This is a genomic window from Paraburkholderia lacunae, assembly GCF_003353175.1.
Classification (GTDB): domain Bacteria; phylum Pseudomonadota; class Gammaproteobacteria; order Burkholderiales; family Burkholderiaceae; genus Paraburkholderia; species Paraburkholderia lacunae.
Map to the genome: position 1 here is coordinate 150,552 of NZ_QHKS01000009.1, position 18,943 is coordinate 169,494.

Here is an 18,943-nt window from a genome sequence, read left to right on the forward strand (position 1 = left end):
CGTGAACCGGCCAGGCGATCGCTGTCTGTTACTGGGCCGCCGTTGCCGGCGCCTTCGGCGCAACCGTCACCGGTTGCACAAGCTTTTGCAGCAGCGGCTTGGAGCCGGCTGCGTCGTCCGACAAGGTGGTGGTGGTGGAGTCGTCATGGTCAAGCGCCTCCTCCGACTTCCTGTTCAACACGATGATGCTGATGCGGCGGTTTTCCGGATCCATCGGGTCCGCCTTGTTCAGGTTCTGCGTCGACGCGAGGCCGAGCACACGCATCACCTTCGCTTCGTCCATGCCGCCGGCGATCAGCTCGCGGCGCGACGCATTGGCGCGGTCCGCGGACAGTTCCCAGTTGCTGTAGCCCTTCTCGCCACCCGCGTATTGCACCGCGTCGGTGTGACCCTGCACGATGATGCGGTTCGGCACGTCGTTCAGCGTGTGGCCGATTTCGCGCAGGATGTCGCGCATGTACGGCTCCACCACATCTCTCGCGGTCGCGAACATCGGCCGCTTCTGCGAGTCGACGATTTCGATGCGCAAGCCGGTCAGCGTCGAATCGATACGGATCTGCTGCTTGAACTGGCGCAGCACCGGATTCGCCTCGATCGCGGCCATCAGCTTGACCTGCAGATCGTGCAGGCGGACCTGCTCGCGCCGCTCCAGCTCGCCCTTCAACTGCTTCATCGACTCGTCGTCGGCATGCGAGACGGTGCGCTCGGCGCGGCTGTTGGTGCCGTCCGTCGAGCGCGTCACGCCTTGCGAGTCGGTCGAGATGTCGCGGCCGCCGCCCTTCAGAATGCTCGAATCCTCGGCGCTGCGATCGCCGCCCCACAGCGTGATCTTCAACGGCTGGTTGAAGTAATCGGCGATGCCCTTCAATTGCACGGTGGAGGCCGAACTCAGCAGCCACATCAGCAGGAAGAACGCCATCATCGCGGTCATGAAGTCCGCATACGCGAGCTTCCACGCGCCGCCGTGGTGGCCCTTCTTGGCCGGTGCGGAGCGCTTGACGACAATGGCGCGGTCTTTGTCCTTGCTCATCGAATCGGTTCCCGGCGCCCGTTACTTGGCTTTCACGCGACGCACGTGCTCTTCCAGCTCGGCGAACGACGGGCGTTCGGTCGAGAAGAGCACCTTGCGGCCGAATTCGACGGCGATGGCCGGCGCGTAGCCGTTCAGGCTCGCGAGAATCGTCACCTTGATGCACTGGAACATCTTGGTCGACTCGGTCACGCGCTGTTCGGCGACGCTTGCGAGCGGCCCGATCAGCCCGTACGAAAGCAGAATGCCGAGGAAGGTGCCGACCAGCGCCTGGGCGATCATCTCGCCGAGAACCGCGGGCGGCTTGTCGGCGGAGGCCATGGTGTGCACCACGCCCATCACCGCGGCGACGATCCCGAACGCCGGCATCGCGTCGCCGACCTTGTTCAGGGCGTGCGCCGGCGCTTCGCCTTCCTGGTGATGCGTCTCGATCTCCTCGTCCATCAGGCTTTCGATCTCGAACGCGTTCATGTTGCCGCCCACCATCAAACGCAGGTAGTCGGTCAGAAACTCGATGATGTGATGGTCGGCGAGGATCTTCGGGTATTGGGTGAAGATCGGGCTCTTCGACGGGTCGTCGATATCGGCTTCCAGCGTCAGCGTGCCTTCCTTGCGCGCCTTGGCCAGCAGGACGTAGAGGAGCGCCATCAGCTCCATATAGACGTCCTTGTTGTACTTCGCGCCCTTGAAGAGGGTCGGAATGACGCGCAGCGTTGCCTTGATCGTCTTCATCCCGTTGCCGAGAATGAATGCGCCAACGCCGGCGCCGACGATCATCAGCACTTCGACGGGCTGCAACAGCGCGCCGAGATGGCCGCCTTCCAGCGCATAACCGCCGAAGACAGACAACAGCGTCACGAGTGTTCCCACGAAAATCAGCACTGCCGAGCCCTCACAAAGAAGCGACGGTGACCGTCGTTAATCTGGTTTACGGCAACGGGGCAGAAAACTTTGACGGAAATGCGGCGTGTCGCGACGGTGTAAACCAGAGGCGCGTCAAACCGGAGCGGCGCCGCGCGATCGGGCTGAGAAGCGCACCGGGCGGGACTACGCTTGCTGGACGGGGGTTGGCGCCGGCCTCGCGGCCGGCGCGCTCGCTCAAACCGCGAGGGCGGCGAGACTCTCGCGGGCCCGGGCGTCGGCGAATTTCTTTGTCTTACCGGCGCGCGAGGGCGGCTGGCACAGCCCGCAGACGAACGCGTGCTGCGGATCGTGCGCATGCGCGACGAAGTGACCGCCGCAACGGCAGCAGGGGGTCATCTGCAGCATCCTGGAGTCGAAAAAGCGCACCAGCGTCCAGGCGCGCGTGAGGCTGAGCACAGGCTCGTCGTCGTGCAACTGGACGTGTTCCAGATAGAGCCGGTAGCTCTTCACAATCGACTGGATCGTCAGGCAGCCGCCGTGGTCGGCCATGAAGCGGTAGATGTTGTAGAACAGCGAGGAGTGAAAGTTCGGCTGCCAGGTCATGAACCAGTCGGTCGAAAACGGCAGCATGCCCTTGGGCGGCGACACCCCTTTCAGTTCCTTGTACAGCTTGATCAGCCGGTCGCGCGACAGACTGGTTTCTGCTTCCAGCAGTTGCAGGCGCGCGCCGAGCTCAATCAGCTCGATTGCCAGAGTGATTTCCCTGACTTCGAGCACCACGCTTTTATAAGCCATCCGTTTGCCTGTCCCGCGTCCTGGGTGTTGATTGAGGTACAACCTGCCATCAGCCGAGTTGCTCGACTGGCTGGCTGGCCATCAGGATCGCGGAATGCGCCTGTGCCACGGCGCTGTGTTTGCCTTTATCGGCTAGAGCGGACAGAACCGCATGGTCATCGAAACGGAAACGGCACAACACCTGATTGGACGCCGCCAGCTTGACGGTCTGCGCCAACGACAAACTGGCGAGCACATCGGCTAACTGGTCCGAAATCCCCATGCGGAACATGCCCATCGGCTTGTCTTCGCGCAAAAGGCGCTGCGCGAGCAGGAGATAAGACAGGTTTACTTCTCTGATCTCATTGAGCATTTCGCTTGTCGCGCTCATGATTCCCCCGGGGTGTATCTGGCTGGTCAGGCCGTTACGGAAACGTTTGCTCGAACGCGCGCACTTAAACCGCGCGAACCGGCTCGTTTCTGGTCTTGCCAGCATTGTCTCGAAAGGGGGAGCGGACGAAAATCGGACAGACACCCTGCCCGTTTGACGGATTAATCCGTGATTGATGTAGGAATTTTTCCTACAAGAGGCCGATCCGAAAGGACAAGGAGATGACGAAGAAGCGCGTACCTGGCAAATTATGACGTGCTTTGGATGGACGTGCTTTGGATGTTTCTTCGCAAGGCGCGAACCAAATGGTGAGTCCGCAAGGATGCATGGCTCGCACCGTACAACGGTGAGTAAGAATTATAAGAGATTTTCACTTCTGTGCAACGCGCCTCGTGCACGCACCGCTTTCCCGCCCGCCGGACCCAGTTCCGTCGCTTCCCGAGGCGTCTGTGAAACGCTTGTGAAGCACTTGTGAAGCGCCTGGTTACCCGGCCCGTCTCGCTTCCCGGCCATCGAGACGACTATCCCGCCGACCCGTTACGCATCATGTTTCGCGCTGTAACAACATTAAGCGTTTGAAAAATAACTCGAATTGGCGCGATCAATCCCGATAATGAGCCTCAGGGATTTCCCGATGCAGTTTCGGAGCAACCCCGGGCGGCGGCTTACCGCGCCCAACCGTCCGCCTGGCATTCGCTCCTCGCTCCATTCGAGCGTCGTCGTGCGAAGCCGTTCTGAATAGGAGAAAACGCATGCGAATCGCGCAAATTGCACCGTTGTACGAAGCCGTCCCGCCGAAATTTTACGGTGGCACCGAACGTGTCGTGTCTTACCTGACCGAAGCGCTGGTCGACCTCGGCCACGACGTGACGCTGTTCGCAAGCGGCGATTCGGTCACGTCCGCGAACCTCGACGCCTGCTGGCCGCGAGCACTGCGCCTCGACCCCACGATTCGCGACGCGCTGGCGCCGCATGTCCTGATGATGGAAAAAGTGCGCAAGGTCGCGCATGAGTTCGACGTGCTGCATTTCCATCTCGACTACATGCCGTTCCCGCTGTTCACGACGATGGACACGCCGTTCGTGACCACGCTGCACGGCCGCCTGGACCTGCCGGAGCTTCAGCCGGTGTTCGACGCCTTCTCGCACGTGCCGGTGGTGTCGATTTCCGACTCGCAGCGCGTGCCGCTGCCGCAGGCGAACTGGCTGAACACGATCTATCACGGCCTGCCGGACCAGTTGCTCACGCCGCAAACGCACAAGAAGCCGGAATATCTGGCGTTCCTCGGCCGGATCTGTCCTGAGAAACGCGTCGATACAGCTATCAGGATCGCTGCGCAAAGCGGTCTGCCGCTGAAGATCGCCGCCAAGGTGGACAAGGTCGACCAGGAATACTTCAAGACGGAAATCGAGCCGCTGCTGTCGCAGGCGCACGTGGAATTCGTCGGCGAAATCAACGAGGCGCAGAAACCCGAGTTTCTGTCGGGCGCCAAGGCGCTGTTGTTCCCGATCGACTGGTCGGAGCCGTTCGGCCTCGTGATGATCGAATCGATGGCCTGCGGCACGCCGGTGATCGCGTTCAACCGCGGCTCGGTGCCGGAAGTGATCGACCACGGCGTGACCGGCTATATCGTCGAAGACGTGCAGGGCGCGGTGGCCGCGCTCCAACGTCTGGACGAGCTGTCGCGCACCGAGATCCGGGCGCAGTTCGAGCGCCGCTTCAGCTCGAAAACGATGGCGCGGAATTATGTCGACGGCTATTCGGCGCTGATCGAAGCCGCTCGCCGGCCGATGCTGCGCCAGGTCGCAGTGGGCTGATTGACGCGCGATAGACGTGCTAAGCGGCGGAGACTCTTTTTGCACTCCGCCGCTTAGGCCCGCTTCTGGCGCTTTCCGATTGCACGACTCCCATGTCTTTGATGAGCATGATTGCCATGTGAATCGTTTGCGCGAACGGATTTGTCAGAGTTAACCCGCTTCTTCTACGCAAAAAGCCGCCCTCGAAGGCGGCTTTTTTAATGGCTGCGTGGATGCGCTTCCATGCAGGAATTACCGCGAAGCCAATAAACGGCCAGGTGAAGCGCCAATCAACCTTCAAGTGGCTTTCGGGACCAGCCGTTCCTCGTTCAAGCCGCGCCGATCAAAAAGCGTTCGCGATTCTTGCCGGCAATCCACTTCGGCGGCTTGCCGCGTCCGCTCCATGTATTGCCCGACTTCGGGTCCTGATACTTGGCCGGCAGCGGCGCCTTCTTGGGCGGGCGTCCGCGTTTGGCGGCGACCGCGAAGCCGAGGTCTTGCGCACTTAGACCATATTCGGCGATCTTTTGGCGGATGTCGGCGATCACGTTGTCGATTTCAGTACGCCGGGCTTCTTCCGCTTGTGCCTGCAATTTGGCGATCTGCGCCTTGAGGTCTGCATATTGAGACATCTCGGTTCTCCCTTTTTCTAGAACTCATTCGCTCGCAGACTAGCTGTAATTATAAAAATTCGCAATGGATAATAATACCGATTTAGGCAGATATCCTCTGATAATTATTAAGCGTCGATGAATTGTCAAATAGCGTCTTTATCGTGAAATACAAGCAAAGCCGACGCCGCATTGACAATCTCTGACATTCGATTTGCCGGTCTTTGCCTAAAATTGCGCGCTCGAAGGTATGCATCTGTGCCTGGTCATGCATGCTGTCCGGAGCGTCAATCTTTTTAGGATTACCAATCATGAAGCTGTCAAAGCGCCTCGCTGCCGAGCTGTTCGGCACCTTCTGGCTCGTGCTCGGGGGTTGCGGCGGCGCCGTTCTGGCCGCCAATTTCGCCGGCCCGGTCCACGGGCTCGGCATCGGCTTCGTGGGCGTCTCGCTCGCCTTCGGCCTGACCGTCCTGACGATGGCTTACACGATCGGCCACATCTCCGGCTGTCACCTGAATCCGGCGGTGAGCGTCGGCCTAACCGTTGCCGGCCGCTTTCCGGCGCGCGATCTGGTGCCGTACATCGTCGCGCAGGTAATCGGCGCGGTGCTGGGAGCGCTGGTGCTCTCGTTGATCGCATCCGGCAAGCCGGGTTTCGACCTCGTCGCCAGCGGTTTCGCCAGCAACGGCTATGGCGAACGCTCGCCGAGTCATTACTCGCTCGCCGCCGGGTTCATTTGCGAATTGGTGATGACCGGCTTCTTCCTGCTCGTCATCCTCGGTGCAACCGATAAGCGCGCGCCGGCCGGTTTCGCGCCGATCGCTATCGGCCTGTGCCTCACGCTGATTCATCTGATCTCGATTCCGGTCACGAACACGTCGGTCAACCCGGCGCGCTCTACCGGGCCGGCTTTATTCGTCGGCAGCGCGGCGCTGGATCAGCTGTGGATGTTCTGGGTCGCGCCGATCATTGGCGCAGTGATCGCAGGCGTGCTGTATCCGCTGCTCGCCGAAAGCCCTCGCGCCGATTCGAAGGAATTGGCTCTCGATTGACAAGCACGCGCGCCGGTCATTGCAATGAAGCGGGCGCTACGGCGCCCGCTCCGTTCTGGTGCGAATGAAGCGAGCCGCTCAATGGCCGCGAACCGCCGCTGCTAGAATCGTGCGACTTTCCCCCGGCTCGCACAGGTGCTACCAATGAACCGTTTCCGCGGATTCCTGCATGGCGTCGCGCTTTCCATCGGCGGCATGTGTATCGGCGCATTGGCGCTGCCGGCCGCGCACGCAGCCGACGGCAATCGGGAAACGCTCGTGTTCGTACGCCACGGCGAGAAACCTGCGCAGGGCTTCGGCCAACTCAATTGCCAGGGGCTCAATCGCGCACTTGCGCTGCCGGCGGTGATCGCGGCCAAGTTCGGCAAGCCCGACGCGATCTACGCCCCCGACCCCAGCCAGCAAAAGGACGACAGCGGACATTCTTATTACTATGTTCGGCCCCTGGCGACCATCGAGCCGACCGCCATCCAGTTCCAGATGCCGGTGCAAACGCCGTACGGTTTTGCTCAGATCGACCAGCTCGGCACGACGCTCGTCAATCCCGCCAATCGCGACAAGCTGATTGTCGTTGCGTGGGAACACAAGCTGATCGTGAAGTTGCTGCGCCAGATGCTGAGCGCGCACGGCGGGAATGCCGCCGACGTTCCCGATTGGCGAAGCGACGACTTCGACAGTATTTATGTCGTCCGCCTCGACTGGCAAAACGGCACGCCGCGCGCCAGCTTCAAACATGACCGCGAGGGACTGGACGACCGCGCCGCCGATTGTCCGTGTGCGGCGCTGCCGGGCGCGCCGTCGGCGGCCGCCTCGGGCGCGTCCGCGGGTACGGCAGATTAATCGGGCAATACAGATGTAAGGTGCGATTACGAGCGCCGGAGGCTGGTTTGCGCCACACCTTGCAGCGGATCGTCGCCGGCACGTCTGAATGGGCCGCTTGTTGGGCCGTTTGTTGGGCCGTTTGTTGGGCCGTTTGTTGGGCCGCTTGATGGGCCGCTTGATGGGCCGCTCGGTGGGCCGTTTGGTGGGCCCTTAGCTGCCTATCGCCAGGCTTTCAGAGAGAAGCGGCACTTGTGCGACGTGTCTGAAAAACGTTCACAAGCCCCCAGCGCCTTGCGACGATGCTTGCAGTCCGTAACATCTCGTCGCAGTAACGAGCGGCCGCGTTGCGTAGATTGAACCTGTGCGACAACACGTCGACCTCACAGGAGAAACAACATGAAACGCATCGTCACTCATTTGCTGGTTGCTGCAGGCCTCGCGGCGGGCGCATGCGGTGTGGCGCAAGCGCATACGGATCTGAGTATCGGCCTGTCGCTCGGCGCGCCGGTTTATGCGCAGCCCGCGCCTGTCTATGTTGCACCGGAGCCGGTGTACTACGGTCATGCCGGCTGGGATCGCGGCGACTACTACCGGGGCGACTACTACCGGGGCGACTATCGGCATGATCGCGGCTGGGACCGCAACGACCGCCACTGGGGCCACGACGACCGTCGCGACCGTGGCGACGACGGTGATCGCCGCGGCGGATGGCACGGCTAATCCGGCTAGTCGCAGCGGACGGCGCTGGGTAGCGCGCAGTTAGCGCTCACGCAGCGCTCACGTGTCGATTCACCAGCCTCGAGCCGCCCGCAACACGGTCGTCAGCCAAAGCCGCAACCGCACTGGCCCGCTTCCGCGAACGCGGATTCGGGCCTGTCCCGTTTCAGGACGTCAGCTCGTCGTTGAGCAAGAAGAGTTTGCGCAAATGATGCGCGACGCCTGCTTCGAAGTTATTGCCGATTCGCGGCACGTTCGGCAAGCGCGTGATGAGGTCGGGATTGGCGTTGTTCATCATGAACGGGTGGCCGGCGGTTTCCAGCAGGTCGATATCGTTCATGTTGTCGCCAAACGCCACGCAGCGCGACGCATCGACACCCAGGCGTTCGAGCACGATCTGTAGCGCGCGTCCTTTCGAGACGTTCGACGTCATCACTTCCAGGCAATCCGGCAACGAATAGGTGACATAGAGTGCGTCGCCGAATTCGCGCGCCAGGTTTGCCGCGATCTGCGCAAGATCGGCGGGCTCACCGATGTACAGGACTTTGGCAATGTCCGTGCCGTCGTGCCCGGGCAGATCGGTCACCTCATAGGTGAAGCCGGAATCCTGATGAAACTTCAACAGGTCCGGCGCATCGCGGTCGATCAGCCACGCCTGGTCGGCGAACAGGTTGACGATCACGCGGCCATGCTCGCCGGCGATTTCCGGCTGCACCAGACGCTGCACGATGGCCGGAGGCAGATCGTCCGCATGGATCACCGTGTTGTCCGGCGCGTGGATACGTGCACCGTTCGACGTAATCAGATATGGGCTGATGCCCAGCAAGTCGCGTATGCCCGCCACGTCGCAGTAATGGCGGCCGGTGGCGATGATGAAGTGCAAGCCATCGCTTTCCAGCTTGCGTACGGTGGCGATCGTGAACGGGTCCACCTGGTGATCGGCGTTGAGCAGCGTGCCGTCGAGGTCCGTGGCGATGACTTTATACATAGTGTGAGCAGCCGGGCAGCGTCAAAGAACGTATTTTACCGTTGCCCGCCGCATCCGCAGGGTGCTCGCCGGCCAGCCCGCTATTGCGTGCCGGCGATGCGCGCGGCTTCGCGTTGCGCGAGCTGCAATCCGCCGTGCGCCGAATCGGCCAGCGGCTCACGCAAGCGGGCCTGATAGACCTGCGGCACATACTCGCGCAACGCCGCGCCGAGGCCGCCGCACAGCGCGACCGGCAGGCTCGCCGAAGGATCGAGCGCCGCGATCATCTTGCCCACTTCCACGCCGGCCTCTCCGAGCAAACGCGCCGCAAACGGATGCGTGCGATGCGCGATGACAATTGGCGCGAGCCGCGCATAGGCGGTCTGGTTCGCCTCGCAAAGCCACACGACGAGAGCGTCGCGGTCGTGCGCGCCGGTGTGCGTTAGAAGCGCCTGCGCCAGATCGTCGTAGGGCGCCCGTCCATCGAGCGCCTGCTGCGCGTACGCGATGACCCGCAGGCCGAGCCAGGCGCCGCTCGCTTCGTCGCCCGACGGATAACCGTAGCCGCTGGCGATGCGGCATACGCCGTCGCCGTCGAGCGCCGCGGCCACGCTGCCGGTGCCGAGCGCGACGATCACGCCGTGCGCACCGCCGTGCGCGCCGAGCAGCGTGGTGTAGGCATCGCTTTCAACGGCGAGTCCGGCCACCCCAGGCGCCAGCGCGCGAAATGCCGCCAGCCAGTCGCGATTGTTCACACCTGCGAGCCCGCAACCGAGCACACAACGCGACCAGTCCAACGCTATGCGAGCGCGTGCAAACGCTTCGCCGCAGCCCGCCTGAATGGCCTGCCATGCGCGTTCGACGCCAAGGCCCAAGCCCGACGGCCCACTCGCCGCCTGTGCCAGTTCGCGGCCTTGTGCGTCGCCGAGCACGACGCGCGTGCCGCTGCCGCCGCCGTCAATGCCGAGCAGAAAGAAATCTGTAGTCATTGAATCAAGTGAGTTCAGGTGGTGATAACGCATAGCGTGGCAGGTCGGCTTCACTTCGGCAATCGGCCGAATGGCCGGCTTGCGGCGCGCACGCGTTCCGCTATGCTGGCAGGCGACATGACAACGCAGGAGCGCGACCGTGACACAGCGATGCAACTGGGTATCGAGCGAAGCGCTCGCACACTACCACGACACCGAATGGGGCGTGCCCTCGCGCGATGACCAGCATCTGTTCGAGATGCTGGTGCTGGAAGGCGCCCAGGCCGGTCTGTCATGGTCGACGATTCTCAACAAGCGGGCCGGCTACCGCCGCGCATTCGCCGACTTCGACATCGACAAAGTAGCGCGCTTCACGGTGAGGCATGTCGATGCGCTTGTGCTGGACGACAGTATCGTGCGTCACCGCGGCAAGATCGAAGCCGCGATCGGTAACGCACGCGCCGTGCAGCAGATTCAGGCCGAGCACGGCTCGCTGGCCAACTTCGTGTGGTCGTTCGTCGATCAGACGCCGATCCAGAACGATTGGGCGTCGTACAAGCAGGCGCCGGCATCGACGGAGATCTCGGACGCGCTCAGCAAGGCGCTGAAGCGCTACGGCTGCAAATTCGTCGGCACGACGATCTGCTACGCGTTCATGCAGGCGGTCGGCATGGTCAACGATCACGAAGCGAGTTGCATGTGCCGCGCGCGATGCGCGGCGCTCGGCAAGAAGGGACGCAATCGCAAAGCCGGCTGAGACGGCAACGTGGATGCCTTGATTTCACCCTGATCACAGCCTGGTGGGCGGCCTGCTAACGGGTCAGGCACCCCTCCGCACGTCCAATTCGTGCCTCACCCCCCAAAAAGCAAAACGGCGATGTGGCTTCTTTCGAAGCTCACACCGCCGTTTTGCCGTGCGAAAAAGCGTGCTTAGTGCAGCTTTTTCGGCAGCATCTGGCTGCGCAGGCGCTTGTGCAGGCGCTTCACAGCCGCTGCCTTCTTGCGCTTACGTGCCGTGGTCGGCTTTTCGTACGATTGGCGCTCACGCAGTTCAGCGATCAGGCCGTTCTTTTCGATTGCGCGACGAAAGCGGCGAATCGCCACTTCGAACGGCTCGTTTTCCTTCAGAAGAATCGTCGTCATGTAATTCCTAACTCAATCACTTGATACGGGTTTTAATTGCGTGGCGGGAAACCGCTCACGCGCCGGCCCTCCGGTCGTTTCGATTCATGGCCAGTAACAGGCAAACGCGGGAAGAACCCGGCCAAACCACAAATGAAACGAGAGGCAAAGCGGCCACGGAGGCCGGAAAAGAGAGGTGGAGAGTTCACCGCGGAACGCGGACAGACGTAATGCAAATGCCGCGTCTGCTGCCGTTTCGCCAACCTTTCACCAATGAAAAACATTGACGAAACAGGCAAAGATCTCAATTCACTCCCGATGATATCAGGAAACTCACCATCCTACCAGGGGTTTAGCGACTGCGCCAGGTCAGTCACATGATCAGGCGCTCGCCTCATCCAGTTCGCGGATATCGGCACCGGTCAGCATCAGATGGACAGCCGCGGCGAGGCTGTCGAGCTGCTCGACCGAGGTGGCGCTGGCAATTGGGGCCGTAACGCTCGGCCGCGCGATCAGCCAGGCCAGTGCGATCGTGGCTGGCGTGCTGCCGTGCCGCTCGGCGACCCGGTCGAGCGCGCCCAGAATCCGCAAGCCGCGCTCGTTCAGGTACTTCTCGACCCGGCTGCCGCGCACCTTGCCAGCCAGATCCGCAGGCGAGCGGTACTTGCCGGACAGAAAGCCGCTTGCAAGACTGTAGTACACCACCACACCGAGCCGATTGGCGAGTGCTACCGGCTCGACTTCGCTTTCATATCCCGCGCGGTCGTACAGGTTGTATTCCGGCTGCAGCAGTTGATATTCGGGCAGGCCGTGCTGGCGGGCCACGGCGAGCGCTTCCTCCACCCGTGCGCCGCTGTAGTTCGATGCGCCGATCACCCTCACCTTGCCCGCATCGATCAGCTTTTGATAGGCGCCGAGCGTCTCGGTCAGCGGCGTATCAGTGTCGTCGTCGTGGGAAAAATAGACGTCGAGGTAATCGGTTTGCAAGCGCCGCAGCGAATCTTCGGCAGCCGCCTGGATGTTAGCGGCCGACAAGCCCTGGCGCTGCGGATGTTTGGAGACCTTAGTGGCGAGCACAATCTTGTCGCGCTTGCCGCTTCGCCGAAGCCATTTGCCGATGATCGTTTCCGACTCGCCGCCCTGGTTGCCCGGCACCCATGCGGAATAGACATCGGCGGTATCGATGAAATCGAGACCGGCATCGACGAAGGCATCCAGAATCGAAAACGAGGTCGCTTCATCGGCGGTCCAGCCGAATACATTGCCGCCGAACATAAGCGGCGCGACCTCCAATCCGGAACGTCCAATCCTACGCTTTTGCATGATTTCTCCATGGTTTGGTACGAGAGAAAAAGAGAATACGCCGTCTTTTCATGACCTGCAGTGCCTCTGCCGAACCAGGCTGCATGCGGCTTCCAGAGGCGCATTGCCCCAGCCGGCCCGAAAAGCAATCGAGTTGCGATTGAACAAAGTCTCTCAAGTTTTTTTAAGCCGGGCCGTCATCCTTCACTGAGGCGGCCAGCAATGAACGGGTGCTTTCCGCCGATCTCAACGTAGCGTATGGGCTCAAGGCTTATTTAGGAGATTTTCCATGCTCGGAATTAATAGCAACATCAACTCGCTGGTTGCACAGCAAAATCTTAGCGGCTCGCAAAGCGCCCTTTCGCAAGCCATCACGCGCCTGTCGTCGGGCAAGCGCATCAACAGCGCGGCTGACGATGCGGCAGGTCTGGCCATCGCGACCGGCATGCAAACGCAGGTCAACGGCCTGAACCAGGGCGTGTCGAACGCGAACGACGGCGTGTCGATGGTGCAAACGGCGTCGAGCGGTCTCTCACAGATCACGTCGAGCCTGCAACGTATCCGCCAACTGGCTGTGCAGGCATCGAGCGGCTCGCTGACGTCGGCCAACCAGGCTGCGCTGCAACAGGAAGTGTCGCAGCAGATCGCTGAAGTGAACCGTATCGCATCGCAAACGACGTACAACGGCAAGAACATCCTCGACGGCTCGGCCGGCGTGGTCAACTTCCAGGTCGGCGCGAACGTCGGCCAGTCGATGAGCCTGAACCTGTCGACCAGCCTGTCGGCAGCGTCGCTTGGCGGCGGCTTCGCACAATCGGGCAACGTGCTCGGCACGTTCACCGGCCTCAGCCTGACCTCGAGCGGTGCGGCAACGGCAGCGGGCGCGACGCCGGCGATCACGCAGATCAACGTGCTGGCCAACGGTACGGGCGGCTTCACGTACACCGACCAGAACAATCAGGTGATCTCGACGGGCGCGGCAGCCGCGCTGTTCACGACCGCCGCAGGCGCCGGTGGCGCATTGACGCTGTCCGCAGTCGCAGCCAGCGCGCTCGACCCGGCCACGCAGATCACGGCCATTTCGGCCGCCAACACCAATGCACCGGCGGCTTCGGGCGTCGTCCTCGGCACGATTCAGGGCATCAACGTCTCCGCCACGAACGGCGCCAGCGTCGCCCCGGGCACCGCCGGTTCGATCACGTCGATCACCGTCAAGTCGAACGGCAGCGGCGGTTACACGTTCTCCGACCAGAACGGCAACGCCCTGGCGGCGGCAGCTCAGGCTGCGCTGTTCACGACCGGTGCAGGCGCGGGTACGAACGGCCAGACGCTCACGTGGGCCGCAGCACCGACCAGCCAGTTCGCCAACGTCGACAACAACAACCAGCTCTCCACGGTGGCGAACGTCAATGTCAGCTCGGTCACCAGCGCGAACCAGGCGATCGAATCGATCGACAACGCGCTGAGCACGGTGAACAACATTCAGGCTCAACTGGGTGCTGTGCAGAACCGCTTCACCGCAATCGCCACGGGCCAGCAAGCTCAGTCGACCGACCTGTCGCAAGCACAATCGCAAATCCAGGACGCCAACTTCGCACAGGAAACGGCTAACCTGAGCAAGGCGCAAGTGCTGCAACAAGCTGGCATTTCGGTTCTGGCGCAGGCAAACTCGCTGCCGCAGCAAGTCCTGAAGCTCCTGCAATAAGGCTTCACGCTGTAACCGCGTACGCACTGCGCGCCATGCGCCGCGCGTACGCGGCAGTTTCGATTCAACGGGAGGCTTGCCTCCCGCAGTGCATTTGAAAACGACGCAAGCCCAACAGATTCACCGACGCACGGAGCAACCGCATGTCAACGATCTCGACCGCCACCTCGTCTACCGCGAGTACGACCGCGAGCGCCAACACCGCGCTTCAGCAAGCCGCTCAGTCCGTCATCAGCGGCTCGACCGGTAACTCGTCGCTGGATGTGTCGTCGCTCGTGACGGCGCTCGTCAACGCAAAGACAGCCGGCCAGTCCACGGCCCTCACCACGCAGAAAACCGCGGACAACACGCAACTGTCGGCAATCGGCACGCTGAAAGCGGCGCTGACCGCGTTGCAAGCCGGTCTGACGTCGCTGTCGGACGGCACGATGCTCTCCAAGTTCAGTGCAACGGCAAGCGGCTCCGGAATCACCGCAACGGCCGGCACAGGCGCGGTGGCGGGCACCTATTCGGTCAACGTGACACAGATCGCGACGGCGCAATCGCTGACGTCCGGCGCGTTTAGCGCAACGCAGACGCTCGGCACCGGCACGCTGACAGTGTCGGTCGGCGGCAAGTCGATGAGCGTCGCGGTCAATTCGACCAACAACACGCTGAGCGGCATTGCCGCAGCGATCAATTCCGCGAGCGGCAACCCGGGCGTGACTGCCACGATCGTCACCGGCACCGGCGGCGCCCACCTCGTATTGAACTCGACGACGACAGGCGCCGCGAACACAATCAGCGTGTCGGTCGGCAACCTGAGCGGCGACAACGGACTGTCCAGCCTCGGCGTGACATCGACCGCCGGCACGGGCAGCGGCGCCTCGACCATCACGTCCTCCGGCAGCATCGCCTGGACGCAAAGCACGGCCGCCCAGGATGCGGCGTTCACGATCGGCAGCGTCGCCGCGACCAGCTCGAGCAATACGGTCACGAGCGCGATCGCCGGGGTGACGCTCAACCTGGCGTCCGCGGCAGTCGGCACCACGCAGACGGTGACCGTGGCGCAGGACACCACCTCGCAAGCGAGCGCGATCACGAACTTCGTCAGCCTCTACAACACGCTCGTGACGACGATGGGCACGCTGACTTCGTTTGACAGCTCGCAGTCGTCGAGCGCGCAAGGGCCGCTGCTGGGCGACCCGACGTTGAACACGATCAAGAACGCGCTCAGCACGATCGTCAGCGGCGGTGTCGGCACCGGAACGTCGAGCACCAACCTCGCTTCGATCGGCATCACGCTGCAAGCGGACGGCACGCTGCAAACGGACTCGACAGCGCTGAACAGCGCCCTGCAGAACGATTCCTCGACGGTTGCGTCGCTGTTCAATTCCAAGAACGGCGTCGCGGCACAGCTGAACAACAGCATCACGTCGTTCGTCCAGACGGGTGGTGTCATCGATACGCGCACGACTGCGCTCAACGACGACCTGAAGAGCATCGCCGCCCAGCAGACCACGCTGACCAACTACACCACGCAGTTGACGAACCAGTATCAGGCTCAGTTCACCGCCTTGAACACGCTGATGGCGACGATGAACAACAACTCCCAGTACCTGACGCAGTTGTTCGGCGGCACGAACAGCCAGGGCTCCCTGTCCGCCAACAAGGCCTGATCGACGAGGCATGACCCGACGTGAACCAAACCACACTGATTGAACGCCTGCTGTCGCTCACCCACGCCATCCAGGACGCGGCGGCGCTGGCCGACTGGCCCGAGGCCGCGCGCCTGACCGAGGAACGCTCGCCGCTGCTCGTATCGCTGAGCGCGGATCAGGATCCGGCCGCGCTCGAAATGATCCGCCTGATCCAGGCGATCGACGCATCCGTTCTCGCCAATGCGCAAACAACCCAGGTCGAATTGCAAGCCGAGTACCGCGCGGCGATAACACGCGCGAACGCGGCCGGCCAGTATCAGCAGGTCGCGCAATTCTGAATACAGCAGGGGGCCTGCACGATCCCCCTGTCGGAACGGATAACCAGAACAACGCGCTGAAGTCAGGGCGCGCTCGTTCACCTCAGGCCCGCCTCGCGCGGGCTTTTTTTTGCGCGCCGAACCCGGCCGCCTGCACCGCCGATACCCCTTCCGCGGCCTGCCGCAAAGGCTGGCCGGCACGCTCGCCCGCGCTACGCGGAGGCGCGCTGGGTCGCGCCGATTCTGCAAACTGGCATGGCTTTACGGCTCATCTCCCCGCTTCAGGCGCGCGTGGCGCCGCGCATAATTCGGCTCAGATCGCCAATCCTGATTCGACGCCCATGACGCCTCCGCCAGTAATGCCTGTAGACACCGCCTCCCCCGATGAGCTCCAGCTCGAACAGGACCTGCAGACGGTCATGCAGGCCGCGATCGCGGAGCATCACAATGGCGCGCTCGAGAACGCGGAAACGCTCTATCGAGCCATTCTGGAGGCTCGCCCGCACCATGGCGACGCCAACTACAACCTTGGGTTGCTCTCGATGCAACGGGGGCAATTCGAGGCGGCGATACCGCATCTGGAAGCGGCGGTAGGCGTGAATCCGGATCAGGGGCAATACTGGGCAAGCTATATCGACGCGTTGCGGCGAGCAGGACAAACCAGTGCCGCATGGTTGATGCTGGAGATGGCTCAACAGCGCGGCTTGAAGGGGCCGGCGGTGGATACGCTGATCTACCTCATGGCGCAGTCAGCGGCGGAAGCGCCGGCTTCCGCTTCCGTCATGGGAGAGGCGCAGCCGAAGGACGCCCGTCTCGGGCCTCAGGCTGAAGCGGAAGCGGGATCTTCCAAACGATCGGCAAAACAGAAAACCGCCCTCAGAACGGCGCACAGCGCCCCAAGTCCAAAGCAGATAAAAGAGCTGGTAGACCTGTATAACAGCGGACGCGTTGCCGAGGCGATCCCCATCGCCCAATCGCTCACCAAGCGCTTCCCCGACCATCCGATGGGTTGGCGGTCGCTGGGCATCGCCATGCACTCGCAGGGGCGCTATGACGACGCAGTCGCGCCGCTGCGAAGAGCGGTGGAACTTGGCCCCGACGACATCATCGCAGGAGCCATGCTCGCCGATATCCTGAGAATGAAAGGGTTACTTCAGGAAGCCGAAGCAAGATGCAAGCGCGCGCTCGAAACCAATCCGAACTACGCTGAAGCGCATCGCGTGCTCGGCATGACCCTGCTCGCCGGCGCCCGCCTCGCGCAAGCCGAAGCCAGTTGCCGCCGTGCCGTGGAGCTGAGTCCGAACATCGGCGAGATGCACAACACCTTGGGGGTCGTGTATCTCGAGCGGGGACGCACGCTCGATGCGGAGGCCTGTTACCGGCGCGCGCTGGAACTCCAGCCGGACAATGCGTTCGCGCATCACAACATGTTGTTCTGTCTCACCCACAACCCCGAGATCGACGGGCAAACGCTGTTTGCACAGCATTGCCGCTTCGGGCAGCAGTGCGAAGCGCCGCTGCGCCCGCGCTGGCCACGACACAGCAACTCGCGCGATCCGCAACGGCGCTTGCAGGTCGGGTTTGTCTCGGCCGACTTGTTCCATCACGCGGTGGCGACGCTATTCGAACCCGTGCTGGCCCATCTCGCCCGCGATGAAAATCTGTCGCTCCATGTGTACTACAACTTCACGACGGAAGATCTCGTCACGCAACGGTTGCGCGGATATGTGCCGCATTGGAATGCCGTATGGGGGATGAGCGACGACGCGCTGGCGGAAAAAATTCGTGCGGACGGCATCGATATTCTGATCGACCTGTCGGGACACACTGCACGCAACCGCCTCCTGACGTTTGCCCGCAAGCCCGCACCGGTGCAGGCGAGCTGGATCGGTTATCCGGGCACGACGGGATTGAGCGCCGTCGACTACTACATGACGGACCGTTGCATTCTGCCGCCCGAATTCGACAGCCAGTTCGTCGAAAAAATCGTCCGGTTGCCCGCCTCCGCTCCGTTCTTGCCGACCCATGCGGCGCCGCCGGTCAACGCGCTGCCCGCTCTGCATAACGGCTATGTGACCTTCGGCAGTTTTAACCGGCTGAACAAGATCGACCCAGGCGTTATCGGGCTGTGGTCGAAGCTGCTGCGAGCCTTGCCCGATGCACGGATGCTGGTCGGGGCGATGCCCGGCGACGACGAAAGCGCCCAAACGGTGATCGACTGGTTTGCCGCGGAGGGCATAGGCCGGGAGCGACTCGACCTCCGTCCGCGAGCCGGCGTCTCCGTGTATATGCAGCAGCATCATCATGTGGACATCTGTCTCGATACCTTCCCTTATGCCGGGGGGACCACGACCCGCCACGCGTTGTGGATGGGCGTACCGACGCTGACGCTGCCCGGCGACAAAATGCCGAGTCGAGCCGGCGCCTCAGCGCTCACCCACGTTGGAATCGACGGGTTCATCGCACACAGCCAAGCGGATTTCGTCGAGAAAGGTTTGTCCTGGGCTCGCGACCTGCCCGCGCTCGCCGAACTCCGGGCCGGGATGCGCGAGCGCTGCAGGCAATCGCCGATGTTCCGCCCCGAGATCATTGCCGCAGCCGCAGGTCGTGCGCTGCGCCTTATGTGGGAGCAGTGGTGCGCCGGGAAACCTGCGGCGTCCTTTGAAGTTGCCCGGCATGCCGATCAACCCTGCGAAACAGAAGACGCTCGATGACGCATGCGGCGCGTGCGGCGCGGTCACGGTCGCACACGCCTTCTGTGGAATTGACATGCATTCGCCCGCTTGTTTGACAGATCGGAGCCCGGTGTCCAGTGACACACTTGGGACAAGCGGGCGTCACCTTCGCTGCCGCCGGAAGCGAGCC

19 protein-coding genes are annotated in these 18,943 nt (G+C 62.5%); 9 read left to right on the plus strand and 10 right to left on the minus strand.

What is annotated here, in order from left to right:
* Positions 1–28: 28 nt before the first annotated feature.
* From motB to flhD, 4 genes are all read right to left on the minus strand, one after another.
* Complete coding sequence (gene motB / locus DLM46_RS15790; protein ID WP_115101682.1) at positions 29–1,030, minus strand: flagellar motor protein MotB; 1,002 nt, start codon at positions 1,028–1,030, stop codon at positions 29–31.
* Between the two features lie 21 nt (positions 1,031–1,051).
* Positions 1,052–1,912 carry a flagellar motor stator protein MotA gene (gene motA, locus DLM46_RS15795; RefSeq protein WP_006050895.1) on the minus strand — a complete coding sequence of 287 codons (861 nt, stop codon included), beginning with the start codon at positions 1,910–1,912 and terminating at the stop codon, positions 1,052–1,054.
* 216 nt (positions 1,913–2,128) lie between these two features.
* Positions 2,129–2,689 carry a flagellar transcriptional regulator FlhC gene (gene flhC, locus DLM46_RS15800; RefSeq protein ID WP_115101683.1) on the minus strand — a complete coding sequence of 187 codons (561 nt, stop codon included), beginning with the start codon at positions 2,687–2,689 and terminating at the stop codon, positions 2,129–2,131.
* 49 nt (positions 2,690–2,738) lie between these two features.
* Complete coding sequence (flhD, locus tag DLM46_RS15805; protein ID WP_279635197.1) at positions 2,739–3,059, minus strand: flagellar transcriptional regulator FlhD; 321 nt, start codon at positions 3,057–3,059, stop codon at positions 2,739–2,741.
* Positions 3,060–3,811: 752 nt separating this feature from the next.
* Here flhD and DLM46_RS15810 point away from each other — a divergent pair.
* A complete protein-coding gene (locus DLM46_RS15810; RefSeq protein ID WP_115101685.1) occupies positions 3,812–4,876 on the plus strand; it encodes a glycosyltransferase family 4 protein in 1,065 nt (354 codons plus the stop codon).
* Positions 4,877–4,895: 19 nt separating this feature from the next.
* On the opposite strand, the gene DLM46_RS39065 is transcribed toward DLM46_RS15810, so the two are convergent.
* Together DLM46_RS39065 and DLM46_RS15815 are read right to left on the minus strand one after the other, a co-directional pair.
* Positions 4,896–5,156: a hypothetical protein gene (locus tag DLM46_RS39065; protein WP_133300345.1), complete on the minus strand. Its 261-nt coding sequence runs from the start codon at positions 5,154–5,156 to the stop codon at positions 4,896–4,898.
* A gap of 28 nt (positions 5,157–5,184) precedes the next feature.
* The gene (locus DLM46_RS15815) at positions 5,185–5,487 is read right to left on the minus strand and encodes an H-NS histone family protein (protein ID WP_115101686.1); all 303 of its coding nucleotides are present in this window, start codon (positions 5,485–5,487) and stop codon (positions 5,185–5,187) included.
* A gap of 290 nt (positions 5,488–5,777) precedes the next feature.
* On the opposite strand from DLM46_RS15815, the gene aqpZ reads away from it, so the two are divergent.
* The 3 genes from aqpZ (at position 5,778) to DLM46_RS15835 (ending at position 8,060) form a co-directional block, all read left to right on the plus strand.
* Complete coding sequence (gene aqpZ / locus DLM46_RS15825; RefSeq protein WP_115101688.1) at positions 5,778–6,518, plus strand: aquaporin Z; 741 nt, start codon at positions 5,778–5,780, stop codon at positions 6,516–6,518.
* A gap of 144 nt (positions 6,519–6,662) precedes the next feature.
* Entirely contained in the window at positions 6,663–7,358 is a 696-nt protein-coding gene (locus DLM46_RS15830) for a histidine phosphatase family protein (protein WP_115101689.1), read from the plus strand.
* A 378-nt stretch (positions 7,359–7,736) separates the two neighbouring features.
* Entirely contained in the window at positions 7,737–8,060 is a 324-nt protein-coding gene (locus DLM46_RS15835; protein ID WP_115101690.1) for a PXPV repeat protein, read from the plus strand.
* A 163-nt stretch (positions 8,061–8,223) separates the two neighbouring features.
* Here DLM46_RS15835 and DLM46_RS15840 read toward each other — a convergent pair whose 3' ends face one another.
* The gene (locus tag DLM46_RS15840) at positions 8,224–9,045 is read right to left on the minus strand and encodes a Cof-type HAD-IIB family hydrolase (protein WP_115101691.1); all 822 of its coding nucleotides are present in this window, start codon (positions 9,043–9,045) and stop codon (positions 8,224–8,226) included.
* A gap of 80 nt (positions 9,046–9,125) precedes the next feature.
* Positions 9,126–10,013, minus strand: coding sequence for a glucosamine kinase nucleotide-binding domain-containing protein (locus DLM46_RS15845; RefSeq protein WP_115101692.1), 888 nt, complete (start codon positions 10,011–10,013; stop codon positions 9,126–9,128).
* Positions 10,014–10,152: 139 nt separating this feature from the next.
* Here DLM46_RS15845 and DLM46_RS15850 point away from each other — a divergent pair, with 139 nt between their 5' ends.
* On the plus strand, positions 10,153–10,749 hold the full coding sequence (locus DLM46_RS15850) for a DNA-3-methyladenine glycosylase I (protein WP_115101693.1): 597 nt from the start codon (positions 10,153–10,155) through the stop codon (positions 10,747–10,749).
* Between the two features lie 173 nt (positions 10,750–10,922).
* On the opposite strand, the gene rpsU is transcribed toward DLM46_RS15850, so the two are convergent.
* A complete protein-coding gene (rpsU, locus tag DLM46_RS15855) occupies positions 10,923–11,135 on the minus strand; it encodes a 30S ribosomal protein S21 (RefSeq protein ID WP_006050883.1) in 213 nt (70 codons plus the stop codon).
* Positions 11,136–11,495: 360 nt separating this feature from the next.
* Entirely contained in the window at positions 11,496–12,437 is a 942-nt protein-coding gene (locus tag DLM46_RS15860; protein WP_115101694.1) for an aldo/keto reductase, read from the minus strand.
* Between the two features lie 268 nt (positions 12,438–12,705).
* Between DLM46_RS15860 and DLM46_RS15865 the strand changes: the two genes are divergently transcribed.
* From DLM46_RS15865 to DLM46_RS15880, 4 genes are all read left to right on the plus strand, one after another.
* Positions 12,706–14,121, plus strand: coding sequence for a flagellin N-terminal helical domain-containing protein (locus DLM46_RS15865; protein ID WP_115101695.1), 1,416 nt, complete (start codon positions 12,706–12,708; stop codon positions 14,119–14,121).
* A 143-nt stretch (positions 14,122–14,264) separates the two neighbouring features.
* Positions 14,265–15,779 carry a flagellar filament capping protein FliD gene (gene fliD / locus DLM46_RS15870; RefSeq protein ID WP_115101696.1) on the plus strand — a complete coding sequence of 505 codons (1,515 nt, stop codon included), beginning with the start codon at positions 14,265–14,267 and terminating at the stop codon, positions 15,777–15,779.
* Between the two features lie 20 nt (positions 15,780–15,799).
* A complete protein-coding gene (locus DLM46_RS15875) occupies positions 15,800–16,099 on the plus strand; it encodes a flagellar protein FliT (protein ID WP_115101697.1) in 300 nt (99 codons plus the stop codon).
* A gap of 338 nt (positions 16,100–16,437) precedes the next feature.
* Positions 16,438–18,792, plus strand: coding sequence for a tetratricopeptide repeat protein (locus tag DLM46_RS15880; RefSeq protein ID WP_165847985.1), 2,355 nt, complete (start codon positions 16,438–16,440; stop codon positions 18,790–18,792).
* Positions 18,793–18,943: the final 151 nt, after the last annotated feature.

Coding starts and splice junctions, on each gene's coding strand:
- DLM46_RS15845 (WP_115101692.1), bottom strand. CDS start 10,013: ATGACTACAGATTTCTTTCTGCTCGGCATTGACGGCGGCGGCAGCGGC.
- DLM46_RS15830 (WP_115101689.1), top strand. CDS start 6,663: ATGAACCGTTTCCGCGGATTCCTGCATGGCGTCGCGCTTTCCATCGGC.
- DLM46_RS15815 (WP_115101686.1), bottom strand. CDS start 5,487: ATGTCTCAATATGCAGACCTCAAGGCGCAGATCGCCAAATTGCAGGCA.
- fliD (WP_115101696.1), top strand. CDS start 14,265: ATGTCAACGATCTCGACCGCCACCTCGTCTACCGCGAGTACGACCGCG.
- flhC (WP_115101683.1), bottom strand. CDS start 2,689: ATGGCTTATAAAAGCGTGGTGCTCGAAGTCAGGGAAATCACTCTGGCA.
- flhD (WP_279635197.1), bottom strand. CDS start 3,059: ATGAGCGCGACAAGCGAAATGCTCAATGAGATCAGAGAAGTAAACCTG.
- aqpZ (WP_115101688.1), top strand. CDS start 5,778: ATGAAGCTGTCAAAGCGCCTCGCTGCCGAGCTGTTCGGCACCTTCTGG.
- rpsU (WP_006050883.1), bottom strand. CDS start 11,135: ATGACGACGATTCTTCTGAAGGAAAACGAGCCGTTCGAAGTGGCGATT.
- DLM46_RS15810 (WP_115101685.1), top strand. CDS start 3,812: ATGCGAATCGCGCAAATTGCACCGTTGTACGAAGCCGTCCCGCCGAAA.
- DLM46_RS15835 (WP_115101690.1), top strand. CDS start 7,737: ATGAAACGCATCGTCACTCATTTGCTGGTTGCTGCAGGCCTCGCGGCG.
- DLM46_RS15840 (WP_115101691.1), bottom strand. CDS start 9,045: ATGTATAAAGTCATCGCCACGGACCTCGACGGCACGCTGCTCAACGCC.
- DLM46_RS15880 (WP_165847985.1), top strand. CDS start 16,438: ATGCCTGTAGACACCGCCTCCCCCGATGAGCTCCAGCTCGAACAGGAC.
- DLM46_RS15865 (WP_115101695.1), top strand. CDS start 12,706: ATGCTCGGAATTAATAGCAACATCAACTCGCTGGTTGCACAGCAAAAT.
- motB (WP_115101682.1), bottom strand. CDS start 1,030: ATGAGCAAGGACAAAGACCGCGCCATTGTCGTCAAGCGCTCCGCACCG.
- DLM46_RS15860 (WP_115101694.1), bottom strand. CDS start 12,437: ATGCAAAAGCGTAGGATTGGACGTTCCGGATTGGAGGTCGCGCCGCTT.